The sequence below is a fragment of the Ferruginibacter profundus genome, assembly GCF_054783275.1.
Map to the genome: position 1 here is coordinate 1,001,760 of NZ_BAAGQW010000003.1, position 13,964 is coordinate 1,015,723.

The 13,964-nt window shown below is 39.4% G+C and carries 11 protein-coding genes; 5 read left to right on the top strand and 6 right to left on the bottom strand.

Annotation, left to right across the window (positions count from 1 at the left end; all coding sequences use genetic code 11):
• Positions 1–259: 259 nt before the first annotated feature.
• The 4 genes from ACYVM0_RS23975 to ACYVM0_RS23990 all read left to right on the top strand — a co-directional run bounded on the left by ACYVM0_RS23975 (position 260) and on the right by ACYVM0_RS23990 (position 6,969).
• Positions 260–3,178, top strand: a complete 2,919-nt coding sequence (locus tag ACYVM0_RS23975) for an FAD-binding and (Fe-S)-binding domain-containing protein (protein ID WP_460561439.1) — start codon at positions 260–262, stop codon at positions 3,176–3,178.
• 95 nt (positions 3,179–3,273) lie between these two features.
• Positions 3,274–3,828 carry a hypothetical protein gene (locus ACYVM0_RS23980; protein ID WP_460561441.1) on the top strand — a complete coding sequence of 185 codons (555 nt, stop codon included), beginning with the start codon at positions 3,274–3,276 and terminating at the stop codon, positions 3,826–3,828.
• Positions 3,829–3,973: 145 nt separating this feature from the next.
• Entirely contained in the window at positions 3,974–5,428 is a 1,455-nt protein-coding gene (locus ACYVM0_RS23985; protein ID WP_460561443.1) for a M48 family metallopeptidase, read from the top strand.
• A 2-nt stretch (positions 5,429–5,430) separates the two neighbouring features.
• The gene (locus ACYVM0_RS23990; RefSeq protein WP_460561445.1) at positions 5,431–6,969 is read left to right on the top strand and encodes a DUF6770 family protein; all 1,539 of its coding nucleotides are present in this window, start codon (positions 5,431–5,433) and stop codon (positions 6,967–6,969) included.
• A gap of 58 nt (positions 6,970–7,027) precedes the next feature.
• Here the strand turns inward: ACYVM0_RS23990 and tsf are convergent, their stop codons facing one another.
• From tsf to ACYVM0_RS24020, 6 genes are all read right to left on the bottom strand, one after another.
• A complete protein-coding gene (tsf, locus tag ACYVM0_RS23995; RefSeq protein ID WP_460561447.1) occupies positions 7,028–7,852 on the bottom strand; it encodes a translation elongation factor Ts in 825 nt (274 codons plus the stop codon).
• A gap of 145 nt (positions 7,853–7,997) precedes the next feature.
• Positions 7,998–8,906: a small ribosomal subunit protein uS2 gene (rpsB, locus tag ACYVM0_RS24000; protein WP_460561449.1), complete on the bottom strand. Its 909-nt coding sequence runs from the start codon at positions 8,904–8,906 to the stop codon at positions 7,998–8,000.
• A gap of 106 nt (positions 8,907–9,012) precedes the next feature.
• Positions 9,013–9,402 (bottom strand): 30S ribosomal protein S9, encoded by a 390-nt coding sequence (gene rpsI / locus ACYVM0_RS24005; protein WP_430988155.1) that lies wholly within the window; start codon positions 9,400–9,402, stop codon positions 9,013–9,015.
• 64 nt (positions 9,403–9,466) lie between these two features.
• Positions 9,467–9,910 carry a 50S ribosomal protein L13 gene (gene rplM, locus ACYVM0_RS24010; protein ID WP_430988156.1) on the bottom strand — a complete coding sequence of 148 codons (444 nt, stop codon included), beginning with the start codon at positions 9,908–9,910 and terminating at the stop codon, positions 9,467–9,469.
• A gap of 744 nt (positions 9,911–10,654) precedes the next feature.
• Positions 10,655–11,917: a LamG-like jellyroll fold domain-containing protein gene (locus tag ACYVM0_RS24015; protein WP_460561452.1), complete on the bottom strand. Its 1,263-nt coding sequence runs from the start codon at positions 11,915–11,917 to the stop codon at positions 10,655–10,657.
• Between the two features lie 48 nt (positions 11,918–11,965).
• Positions 11,966–12,172 (bottom strand): response regulator transcription factor, encoded by a 207-nt coding sequence (locus ACYVM0_RS24020; RefSeq protein ID WP_460561454.1) that lies wholly within the window; start codon positions 12,170–12,172, stop codon positions 11,966–11,968.
• A gap of 404 nt (positions 12,173–12,576) precedes the next feature.
• Between ACYVM0_RS24020 and ACYVM0_RS24025 the strand changes: the two genes are divergently transcribed.
• Positions 12,577–13,917, top strand: coding sequence for a hypothetical protein (locus ACYVM0_RS24025; protein ID WP_460561456.1), 1,341 nt, complete (start codon positions 12,577–12,579; stop codon positions 13,915–13,917).
• Positions 13,918–13,964: the final 47 nt, after the last annotated feature.

The following is a 13,964-nucleotide window of genomic DNA, read 5'->3' on the forward strand; positions in this document are numbered from 1 at the left end:
GCTTATGATAAGCTAAAGGCTGCAGGGTGGGTCACTCCTTATGAGTGGCTCACCCGGATAAAGAAAAGGCAATGCATCTTCAGCTTATGATAAGCTAAAGTCTGCAGGGTGGGTCACCCTTGCGGCGTGCCCCACCCCATCGGTTAACTTTTAGAAAGTTTCTAAAAAAAGCAAAGAATATTGCAAGGGTTCTCAACCTTTTGTACAAACTCTATCTTATTTGTTTGTAAACTATCTTTGCAACTCTTAAATTTTAAGCATGACTGAGGCGCTACAGCAACTGGGCAAACAACTGCAGGGTGATTTATTTTCAGATACTACCATGCGTACTTTATACGCCACCGATGCCAGCGCTTACAGGGAAATGCCATTAGCCGTTGCAATACCAAAAAGTATTGATGACCTGAAAAAGTTAATTGCATTTGCGCTGCAGTATAAAACGTCTTTAATTCCACGTACTGCCGGTACTTCTTTAGCCGGGCAAGTGGTAGGTAATGGCATTGTGGTAGATGTATCAAAATATTTTACTTCCATTATTGAATTAAATACCAAAGAAAACTGGGTTCGTGTACAACCGGGGGTGATACGTGATGAGCTGAATATGTTTTTAAAGCCGCATGGCTTATTCTTCGGCCCCGAAACATCTACAGCCAACAGGGCAATGATCGGCGGCATGGTAGGCAACAACAGCTGCGGATCAAATTCGGTAGTGTACAGAAGTACAAGAGAACATTTAATAGAAGTGAAAGCATTGTTGAGTGATGGCAGCGAGGCAGCATTTAAAACACTAAGCTTAGATGAATTTCACCACAAATGCGAAGGCAATAGTTTAGAAGCCTCGATATATAAAACCGTAAGAGGTTTATTAAGCAATTACGATAACCAGGTAGAAATAAAAAAACAGTTTCCTAAAAAATCTGTAGAGCGAAGAAATACGGGTTATGCGGTTGATATTTTACTGGATGCGGCGCCTTTTACTGCAGGCGGCGAAGATTTTAATTTTTGTAAACTGATTGCAGGCAGCGAAGGCACATTAGCTTTTATTACAGAGATAAAATTAAATGTAGTGCCCTTACCAGCTAAAGAAGTGGGTTTGCTTTGTGTACATTTCAATTCTATTGATGAAAGTTTAAGGGCCAATTTAATTGCGTTAAAATATAAACCCAGTGCCAGTGAATTGATCGATCATTATATTTTAGAATGTACCAAAGATAATATTGAACAAAGCAAGAACCGTTTTTTTGTGCAGGGAGATCCCGGTGCCATTTTAGTAATTGAATTTTGCAGGGAAACCAGGGAAGAAATTATTGCTATTGCAAAACAGGTAGAAGATGACATGCGTGCTTCCGGTTTAGGCTATCACTTTCCATTATTGTTTGGTGCGGACAGTAAAAAAATATGGACATTGCGTAAAGCCGGCCTGGGCTTGCTCAGCAATTTACCCGGCGATGCAAAAGCAGTACCGGTAATTGAAGACACCGCAGTTGATGTAAATGACCTGCCTGCCTACATCCGTGATTTTAATGAGATACTGAAGAAGCATGATTTGTATAGCGTGCATTATGCGCATGCGGGCAGCGGCGAAATTCATTTGCGCCCCATCATCAATTTAAAAACCGTTGAAGGCAACCGGTTATTCAGAACCATTGCGGAAGAAATTGCCACGCTGGTAAAAAAATATGATGGTTCATTAAGTGGTGAACATGGCGATGGCAGATTACGTGGGGAGTTCATCAAACAAATGGTGGGAGAAAAAAATTATGCCCTTTTAAAAGAAATAAAAAAAGCCTGGGACCCCAATAATATTTTCAACCCCAATAAAATTGTAGATACGCCCAGCATGAACACCATGCTACGGTACATACCCGGGCAACAAACGCCGGAGTTTACAACACATTTCCGTTTTAATAATCAAAATGTATTGCAACATGCCGAGCAGTGCAATGGCAGTGGCGATTGCAGAAAAACTGCATTAAGTGGTGGCACGATGTGCCCATCTTTTATGGCCACCAAAAATGAAAAAGATACTACAAGGGCAAGAGCAAATATTCTTCGTGAGTTTTTAACCAACAGCGATAAATTAAATCGTTTTGATCATCAAGAGATTTATGAAGTGATGGATTTATGTTTAAGTTGCAAAGGTTGTAAAAGTGAATGCCCGAGTAATGTGGACGTGGCAAAATTAAAAGCAGAATTCTTACAACATTATTATGATGCCAATGGTGTACCCTTTAGAAGTAAACTGATCGCCAACTTTACAGCCTCAGCCAAACTGGGAGCCATGGTACCCGGCTTGTACAATTTTGCCGTAAGCAATTCAGTAATTGGCGGAGCAATAAAAAAATTATCCGGCTTTGCAACAAAACGTAGCATGCCCACCATGTATACAACCACTTTACATAGCTGGTTTGCAAAACATAAAAAACAAAATCCATTTACTTCAGATAAAAAGATTTTTTTATTCTGCGATGAATTCACAGATTATAATGATACTGAAATTGGTATTAAAGCCATTCAGCTATTAGAAAAGTTAGATTACGAAGTACATATTCCTGCCCATTTAGAAAGCGGCCGCACCTGGTTAAGTAAAGGTTTGGTGCGTAAGGCAAAAGAGATCATCAATACAAATATTGAATTACTTGCTCCTGTTGTTAATGATGCTACACCCATGATCGGTATTGAGCCATCAGCCATATTAACTTTCCGTGATGAGTATATTGACCTGGCAACAGACGAAAATTTAGCCAAGGCAAAAGCCCTGAGCAAAAACGTTTTTTATATTGATGAATTTATTGCCCGGGAATTTGCTGCAGGTAAAATTGATGCTGCATTATTTTCCTCTGCAACTAAAAAAATAAAATTGCACGGGCATTGCCAGCAAAAATCATTGAGTGCATTAAGTGATACTGCGTCAATACTATCCATACCCAAAAACTATTCTGTAGAAACCATTCCCAGTGGTTGTTGCGGCATGGCCGGTAGTTTTGGTTACGAAAAAGAACATTACGACTTAAGCATGCAGATCGGTGAACTGGTTTTATTTCCTGCTGTACGTAATGCTGCTGCCGAAACAATTATAGCTGCACCCGGCACCAGTTGCCGCCACCAGATCAAAGACGGTACAGGTGCCAGGGCAAAACACCCGGTGGAAATTTTATGGGAAGCATTAAATAATTAGTACTCTCTTTTTTAATAAATACCCAACAGCGGGTATTAAATTCATTATTGCCCCGGCATACATTTACCTCATACAATAAACTTAAAAATTATTTTATGAGCAATGTTTCAAAATGGATGAGCTGGGAAGGCGGCATTGACCTGGTAGCAGTTACTTCTCCTGAACTGCAAATGCCAAATGTAATTGTGCATTTAGGCCGTATGGTAAATACGCCGGTGGGCAATGCTGCAAGTGGTATGATACTATGGCAACCTGATCCTGCTGCCATGCCTGCAGTGATGGGTTTTGTAAGTACTGATGAAACTGTTGGAAAATATTTCGGGCCTAACATATTCGCAGGTACTCCTTTTGAGCAGGCACCTGTTTTAAATGCCACATTTGATATTGAGATAAGTGCAGACAAAGCAACAAGCAAATGTGTTGTTGCAGGTTATACTTTTGAAGTAGAGATGAGTGATTTTACAGCACCATATTTAATTAACCGTGAGCCTGCAGCCATGCCGCCCTTTCATCAGCAGGGTGTGGAAATTCATGCACGAAAAGTTTCTTTAAAAATAAATGGCGCAGCGGTAAATATTATTGTACCCCCGGTTGGTATTACCGGCGGGCCTGCAAGTGTGGTGAGTCCCAATGGTGTATATGCCAGATAATTAAGCCCTTAATCGATAAAACCCAAAACGTTCCGGTATTGTTCCGGAACGTTTTTTTTGTATTAATCAGTGGCAGCAAATAATCACTTATAATATTCGTTATAATGTATTAAATTCATACCTTAAAACGTATTCTTCTAAACCAATGCCAACTTCTGTAACTAACTCTTATAGCAAATTATTTGTTTCCTTATTATTAGCCTGTATCATTTGCCTGCCATTAAACGCACAGCAAAGCGATATTAAATTTTCGGTGCTTAGTGCCGATTGTTATGCTGATAAAATTGCACAACTGAAAAAATATACCGTACCTAAATTTTATACAGATAAATCTTCACAGGCATGGTACGACGAAATATTGAGTGGCAGAAATAAAAGCCTGATAGATGATTTTGAAAATAATAAAGTAGTGAAAGATTCCCTGCTGCTGGGCAAATGCAATGAGATCCTTAAAAAAATAACCGCCGCCAATCCTAATTTCCGCTTCGATACTATTCATTTATTTATTAATCGTTCAATAATAGCTAACGCCGCATGTTATGGAGAAGGAACAATTATGATAAACCTGGGATTGTTTTTATGGATCGACAATGATGATGAGCTGGCACTTGTGCTGGGGCACGAGATATCGCACCAGTTGCTCAATCATTCCGACAGCAGGATTCAAAAAAGCATTGCCATGCTTACCTCCGAAGAATTTGTAACAGAGTTGAATAAAATTAAAAAAGCCGACTATGGTAAATTTGACCGCTACCGGAAATTAATGAAAGGATTAAATGTAGAAAGCGGCAAACACAGTACTTATAAAGAAAGTGAAGCAGATAGCCTGGGTGTAGTGCTGATTAAAAATGCAGGGTTTAATATTGCCACTGCATCAAAAGTGCTGTTGAAATTAGATAAGGTAGAAGAACTATTTACTTCAGATAAATTGTATTCGCCAAAAGATTTTATTACTAAGGCACAAATTGATCCCTCTTATTTTGTGGTGAAACCAAAATACAACGGCCTTTCTTCAATCAAAGTAACCATGAATGCAGATAAAGACCTTGATTCTATAAAAACGCATCCCGACTGTGCCAGGCGTTATGCAGCTATTTCTGGAAGTAATACTGCAGCAACAGTAAATTGCTGCAGTGCACTAAATATTTCGTACAAAAATTTTAAGGAAAGGGCAATGCTGGAGTTGGTGCGTTACGAGTACGAAAATAACAAACTGGGTTTATGTATTCATTTATGCATGTTTGCTCTACAAAATCAGTACAACGCTTCCACTTACAATTATTTCTTATCACTTTGTTTTTCTAAATTAGTGTATAAAGATAAAAACCTGGAACGGTTTAATGCCGCCAATGCCTATGCTGAAGCCGGAAGCAACCTGAAGGAGTTGCAGGATTTTTTATTTAACTGCAGCACTGCCGACCTGGAAAAACTGGCTGCTTATTTTTTAAATATCAACGGTGCTAACAGTACAGAAGATGCAGATTTTGCCACCATGATGTACAATACGCAGGTAAAGATGAAAGATGAAGCCAGTGCTTATAATAGTTTTAAAAACAAATACCCCGCCAGTAAATACAATTATTTAATTCAAAAAAAATGAACATGAAAAAAATTCACCTTCTCTTTGTTGTAACAGCTGTGCTATTTAGTACCACTGCTTTTTCGCAAAGTAAAACCCTGGAAAATGTAGTTGATGTAGAACTTCGCAATTCTGTAGACATTGTAAACAATAAGCAGATTGTTGGTTATGCCTTTTTTTATAAAATAGACAAAATGAAAAAATCGGCATTATACAGGTTAGAAATAGTAGATGAAAATCTGAAACCCATTGGTAATAACGAGTTTGAAGGCTCCAAAGACCTGGTGTTAAAAAAAGCAGTTTATGAATCTAACCAGATATTACTTAGCTTTTATGACAGCGATAAAAAAGATGGTTACGCAAGGTTTGTAAAAATATTTGACCTTAAAGGGAAGGAAACCGGTACTGTTCCTTACGACCCTGAAAAAGTTAAGAAAGGAATGTTTGGCGGTGCTATGGCCGATCAGATGGAAAACAGTTATGAGGGAACAAGTAATGTGGAAGGGAAAGGATTTATTTGTGTGTACCAGAGTAAGGCTAAAACCGGTGGTGTGAATTTGCAAATGATAGACAATAATGGAAAACTAAAATGGGAAGAAAGCCTTACCGCAGATAAAGGGGACAGGGACGATACTTATCTTGTAGCTACCACACCAAACACCATATTACTGTATGAAATTAACAGGGGTGGCATTATGTCTAAAGACGCTGTTGTTTCTTTAATTGGTTTAAGTACCGAAACCGGTAAACAATTATTTAAAAAGCCAATGGATATAGGCGATTTAACCTTGGAGCCCATGCTTATAAAAGCGGGCACAGATGGCAAATTAAAAATTGTGTCTACAATGTATAATGAGAGTGATAAATTTTATACCGCTAAGCCAATAGGGTTTAGTATTGGGGAACTGAATGATGTTACCGGAGATATAAAAGTGTTGAAAAATTTTAATTACCAGAATGATCTTTCCAATGTACTGGATATGAAAAATGAAAGTAAGTCGGAAGAGGGATATATACAGGCACATAATCTTTGTTTGATGCCGGATGGCAGCATGGTATTGGTAGGAGAATTTTTCAGAAAAACTGTTAGCGCCATTGGTGTTGCATCAAGGTTATTAAGCAGCAATGGTGGTACAGCCGCTGCACAGGCCACTATAGATGATATGTTCTTGTTGCGTATTGATAATACAATGAAAGCAAAATCACTTGAAAAAATTGAAAAGGATAAAGAAAGAAGCCAGATCCCTACTGAAGGGATGTCTATTGGTTTAATGGCCCGCTGGCTTGTTTATACCCATAGCTTTGGTTATATGTATACTGATGAAGGATTGGATGGCCAGAAGAAAACAATTTTAGCAAGGGGATCTTTTGGTGATGAAAAATATGGCACTGTTGCCATTACGATTGATCCTAAAAAAGGATTCACTCAAAAAAGATTTGACCTTATAAAAGAAAAGAAAGTAACCTACTTTGTTACAAGAGGTAAGCCCGGAACAGTATTGATCATGAAATACAATTCCAAAGACAAAACCATCTCCCTCAACCTGGAAAAAGTGAATTAAAAAATAAAAGGGTTGCTTCATCTGAAGCAACCCTTTTTATAAAAGTTTGATGAGTAAATTAACCTAATGCTACTCTTTTAAATTCGATAACTTTCAAATCAGCATCCACACTCTTTAAATAATCGGCAACCGATTTACCATTGTCTTTTACAAAAGGCTGGTGTACTAAAGTATTATCTTTTAAAAATTTGTTCACTTTACCCACGGCAATTTTTTCAGCCATTTCAGCTGGTTTGCCTTCTGCTTTAATCTGGTCGATAGCAATTTCTCTTTCTCTTGCAATTGTTTCAGGAGCAATAGAAGATTCATCAACTGCCAAAGGATTCATAGCAGCAATCTGCATGGCTACATCTTTACCAGCTTCAGGCGCTTCTTTAGTAAGGCCTACTAATACACCCATACGGTTTGCACCATGGATATAAGAAGCTACAAACGGAGCGTTCACTCTTTCAAAACGGGTAATACCGATCTTTTCGCCGATAGAAGCCAGTTTATCATTGATCATATCAGCAACTTTTTCGTTACCGATAGACACTGCTAATAATTCTTCAGCGGTATTTACATTATTGCTGATAGCTGCATCTGCAATACTTTTTACAAAAGCCACGAAATCTGCATTGTTACTTACAAAATCAGTTTCGGCACTGATGCAAAGAACGATACCACTTTTGTTGTCTGCTGTAGTTTGTGCAATTACCACTCCTTCTTTGGCTTCACGGTCGCTGCGTTTAGCCGCTACCTTTTGTCCTTGTTTACGCAACCAATCAATAGCTGCTTCAAAATCGCCGTTGCTTTCTGTTAAAGCTTTACGGCAGTCTAACATACCTGCTCCGGTAGTCTGACGTAATTTATTAATGTCTGCTGCTGTTATAGTAACACTCATTGTAATGAATAATTAAAAATTAATAATGAATAACGTTTTAGATTTTAAAGTACATTGGTTACAACACACTTCATAAAACTTCAAACATCACCTTCGCTAATCTCTTCCGTAATTCCCGCCAACAAGTTGGGCACGGAGGGACTTCTTATCTTGCTCCACCAGGACCACCAGCCGGCCTTCTGCCACCCTGGCCAGGACCAGCTACCCTACGTTTTGGCTGACCACCCGGACCACCAGGACCTCTTCCACCACCACGTTTGTTCCTGTCGTCACCACCATCAACTTTTTGCTCAAACCTTGCGGCTTTGGCTTCAGCTGATTCTTCTACATCGCTATGATCATCTTCGCTGTCTTTATCTGCCTGGCGCTCTTGTAAACCTTCTACAATAGCAGCAGTTAAATAATTAACGATGATAGAGATAGATTTTGTAGCATCGTCATTTGCAGGAATAGCAAAGTCAACTTTATTAGGATCGCTGTTGGTATCTACCATACCAAAAGTGCTGATACCTAATTTTTTTGCTTCGGCTAGTGCAATATGTTCGTGACCGATATCTACCAGGAATAAAGCAGCTGGTACACGGCTGATTGCAGCAATACCACCTAATACTTTTTCCAGTTTATCTTTATCACGTCCTAATGTTAAACGTTCTTTTTTAGTCAGGCTTTCTGCGCTGCCATCAGCAAGCATTTTTTCGATGCTCTGCATTTTTTTAACGCTCTTACGAACAGTGTTGAAGTTAGTTAACATACCACCCAACCAGCGTTCGGTAACATAAGGCATGTTCACTTTTCTTGCACATTCGCTTACGATTTCTTTAGCTTGTTTTTTAGTAGCTACAAACATTATTTTTTTACCGCTGCGTGCAATCGCTTTTAATGCTGCTGCACTCTCCTGTAAACCCTCAACAGTTTTGTTAAGGTCGATAATGTGAATACCTTTCTTTTCAGCAAAGATGTAAGGCAACATTTTGGGGTTCCATTTCTTTTTTAAATGGCCAAAGTGCACACCTGCTTCGAGTAACTGTTGTTGTAAGGAAGTATTATTTTCCATTGTATATTATTAATGTTGTTATTTAAAATTTGTTCATGGTTCATAGTTGATGGTTGATAGTAAGGCAACTTGCCATGAACTATTAACCATGAGCCATTGGCCAGTATTAACGTTTGCTGAACTGGAAGCTTCTTCTTGCTTTTTTGCGACCTGGTTTTTTACGCTCAACAGAACGTGGGTCACGTTTTAATAAGCCTGCAGCTTTTAAAGCCGGACGATAGTCTAAACTAACTTCCAGTAAAGCACGGGAAATACCCAGCTTAGCAGCTTCTGCCTGGCCTTTAACACCACCACCGGTAGCATTAATAACCACATCAAATTTGTCAGTAGCTTCAACAGTTTTAAAAGGTGCTTCTACCTGGTTTTGTAAATATACCAGGGGAAAGTAGGCTTTATAGTCTTTGCCGTTGATTGTAATTTTGCCTTCTCCTTTACTAAGGAAAACACGTGTTACAGCTTCTTTTCTACGGCCGACTGCGTTTTTTTGCTTTTCCATTTTTTATTTATGTTTCGGGTTACGGGTTACGGGTTTAGCCGCTTGCGTAACTGATGTTTACTAATTAAAATTTTAATTCTTTTGGTTGTTGAGCGCCATGAGGATGGGCTGCACCTGCGTACACAAATAATTTTTTGTATAACTGGCGGCCTAAACGGTTTTTAGGTAACATACCTTTTACTGCTCTTTCAATAAGCACTTCGGGCCTGCGTTTCTGAAGATCTTTTGCAACTTCTTCTTTACGGCCACCCGGGTAACCAGTATAGTTGTCGTAAATTTTCTCATCCATTTTGTTACCGGTCAACTTAACTTTTTCGCAGTTGATCACAATAATAAAATCGCCACAATCAACGTGTGGGGTGTAATAGGCTTTGTTCTTACCACGAAGAACAGCTGCAATTTTTGCACACATGCGCCCTACGGTTTGATTAGTACCATCCACAACGTACCAGTTGTGTGTAACGGTAGCCTCGTTAGCATGCTTGGTGGTGAAATGTAATTTGCTCATTTTTTTCTTTTTTTGCCCTGCTGCAGTTTTTATGATGCAGTCAGTAAGCGGTTTATAAACGTTCGGAGTATCGCCATCCCGGTACTTCCGCCCTTTAAGCAGCTGCAAAATTGCTGTTGCTTTTTTGGGACGGCGAAGGTAAGGCCCTTTAAGGTGCATTTCCAACAAAAAAGGAGAGTATTTTTAATAGCACCTTTGTAAACAATTGATTTTCAGTAAAATTTTTGACGACAATTTTATATACTGGTATTATTTGGCAAAAGAACTGCCGTTTTTAAGCCAAAGAGGGTTATCGTTTTAGAAAAACCTGCTCCATTTATCATCCTGCAACCTGCTTCTCTTTCATAAAAAGTAGCTCATACCATTATGCAGGCTTCGTTACGGAGTAACTATGACGTTGCTACGGCTTTGCTATGGCGTTGCACCGGGTGTGTGTTGGCCCTGTGCCGGATCAAAGCCGCTATCCGGGTGGTTTAGTAAGGGTTTTACAGTACAGTTTTTTAAGGTTGGTTAAAAAATAAGGTCTAATGTGGCTTTATAACATTTTATTGCCTGATGTTTCAGGCTTCACTAAAATGAAGCGAATAGAATAATACATTGTTACAATCATCTAATGCAATATAAATATATCAGTATACCAGGAGCCAGGGCCGGCAGAGCAATGTTTTTTAATGCAAAGGCCGGACATTTTCAGTCCGGCCTTTGCATTATCGTGTTGGATTTTATTCGGGTGCAGCCCGGTGTTTATTGTTTTATAAATAACAGGGTTTGCTTATCTCCACCTGCATTTACCAGGCTGATATAATAAGTTCCTTTAGCCAAAGTATTTACTGGTAAAGCTGTAAATGTTTCACCTGCATTCAACTGCAGCGTTTTTACCATTACCTGCTGCCCCTGCGCATTGGTTACCTGTATACTTACATTTTGTTTTGCCGGCATACTTAGCTGTAGCCTCAATTCATTTGTAACCGGATTTTGTAAGAGTATCAACCCATTTGCACCTGCTCCAAATTTTACCAGTACAATCGCACTTAAATCTTTTCTGCCATCCATATCATTTTCTTCTAACCGGTAAAAGATATTTTTGCCTGCTGCAATGGTTTTTGCCGTGTTATCTGTATACCGGTAGTTAGTAGTTACGGAGCTGTTGCCTGCCGCATTTACCGTAGCAATGGTGGTAAAGTTGACGCCATCGGTACTACGCTGAATATTAAAATGGCTGCTGTTCTGTTCAAATTCCGTTTGCCATTGCAGTAATACATCGGTATTATTTTTTGATGCGGTAAAGCTGGTTAGTTTTATCGGCAGCACCAGGCCTGTTATTTCTGCCTGTGTTAATGCCCTGTTGTACGTTCGCATTTCATCTATTTTACCCACCAGGCCATTATAGTTGGGCGGTACAATAGCATTATAGAACATGGTGCCAAAACGAGCAGCATAGGTGTATACCGGGGCCATAGTGCCTTCGGGAGCAGAAGCGTTCAGCACACCATTGATAAAGATCTTTAAAGTACCTGAAGCCCTCTGGCAGCAGATATGGTACCAGGTGTTTACATTTAATGCACCATTGGTAGTACCTACATTACCATTTTTAAAGTTAAGATTGAGCTGCAGGTAGCCGGGTGAATTCCATAACCAGATGCCATAGCCGCCGTAATTTAAATTGTTATCATAGATGCCTGCTGAGTGGGCAAAGGGGCTGGTGATATACATATTAAAGTCTACACTAAAATCCTGCGCTGTACCAAAGCTGAGGCTGGCAGCCGGCGGGTGCGTGGCATATTGCACCACCGTGCTGGTAGGGTTGTTAAAGAACATAGCGGTATTCGCTGTTCCGCTGGCGTTAGTAGAAGCTGTAGCGCCGGTATTGGTTACCACAATGCCATTAGGCCCGGCGTCGTTAAAATTGCCATTCATGGGGAAATAAGCCTGCAGGCCTGCAGTAGGTTGTGCGATGCCTGCGTACATGCATACGCCTGCCATTAAGGTAAGTAGCGTCCTTTTCATACTGATCAATTTTTTTGAAAATGTTTAGCCACAACACCAGGTGCGGTGCTATGCAGCTTTCAGGGTATTGAAATAATTGGTGGCTTCTGTTCGGTTACGGACCTTTAGTTTGAGGTAAATGTTCTTACAATGCTTTTTAACGGTATCGAGAGAAACGCCCAGCTGTGCCGCCATCTCTTTATACAAAAGACCCTTTGCCAGTGCGGCCAGTACTTCTTCTTCTCTTTTGGTTAAAAGCCCTGTTGATTTTACCATGCTATATGGATTAAAAATAAACGATACCGTTTGCTGAGGCAATACCCCTTTTGGGTACCGTTGATGGTTGTACAAATATGGGGGTAGTAATGGTTTAGGGCAAGGGTTTAATAACGGGAAATGGGGAGGGGAAAAGACGGGAATGCTGCTTAATATAAGTAATTCCAAATTTGTAATATTGTACCGTGGCAAATTTATAAAAAAGCCAAAGAGCCCTTGAAAAAACGCTAAAAAGCAATCGATAAACTCAGCCGGACGAATCAAGGTTAGAAATATTTATCAAATAACTATGACGGGAAGATAAGGTGATTTAACGGTACCCAAAAGGGTTAAACTGCCATTGTTATGCAGAGAGGCGGGCTATAGTTTTGATGTATAAATTTTATACGCCAAAACTTTGAACCATGAAACAGAAACTGATGCTCCTGCTATTGCTTTTACCTGCAGCGTTACTTGCACAAAATAATCCTGGCCGGGCAGATGCTGCCAAATACAACATCGGCTTTAATAAAACCAAAGACACACTTGTAAATCGCAGGTCAGACGAAGAAAGAACTGTCAATGTAGAAATAACGTCTTCTAATACTTCGTTGGAAAAATTTAAGGATTGCAAATTATATGTATCGGTTGATGAGGATAAGTCAACCTTGCCCAGAGCCGACTACGAAATATTTGAAAAAATTGAAGGAAAAAATATTAAAGATTTAAAAGACAAGGGAAATTTTGTACGACTGTTTATTAAAAAAGACAATGCTGATGATAAACAGGTAAAAGACCTTAAACTGGTAATAAAGCTAGTCATAAAGAAAACTGTTGGTGAGAAAGAGGAAGAGGACAAGGACAATGAAAGTGAAACCACCGAAATAACACTCATAATAAAACCCGCCGATCAGCCATTAGATAATTACCGGTACCTGGGCTACCTGGGTACAAACTTTGATATGGTTGATGGTGTACAGGCCAATAAACTATACTTTGCGCTCAATATTCTTATCCCGGAAACAAAAAAATACGGCATCAGTGTTGGAGTATATGGTAACCGTACCATGACGCAAACAGACACATCCACCAATACGACATTCACTTCCAGGATTGAGGCTTATGGTAGGGACTCTGTCATTTATTTCAGGGATACTGCTATTAAAATGACCTCCAGGATTTCAGATAATATTGGCGCATTTTTTAGTCCCATAATACCCATACCATGGTTGACCGATGATAAACTTAAAGTGTACTACGCTCCCAATTTTGAATTTATCTGGCGGCGGAGTAAGATTGAATCGAAATTTACCAATAACAATACTTATAAAAAAGATACTGCCAGTAACAGGTATCCGGCGGGTGTTGCACTTCCTTTAGTTACGCCTCTAAGCACAAAAGTTAATCAGAATATTTATGATGCTTATCTTGGCCTATTGGGAATTTTATTCAGGTTTGAGACCGACGAAATCAGCATTCGACTAAGTGGCGCTCTGGGTATTAATTTAAATTATATGCCTGTTGGCGGCCTTTCATCAACTAGTGTAGTTTACAAGCGCAATACCAATGCATACTTTCAGGGCAGGTTGTTTATTACCGAACCAACCACAGGCTTTACATTAGGAGCTGAGGTATCCAATCTTTTTGGAAAAAACGATAAATTATCCGGTTATAGCAATGCACAGCCTTATTACAATGTTACTTTGTCAAAGGCATTTAATTTAAAGAATCTGGCGGCTATTGTAAAACCGCTGAGTAACAGATAGGTTTGTTAACAGGAGTAGATTTTATGCAGACTAATATTTTCATGTAA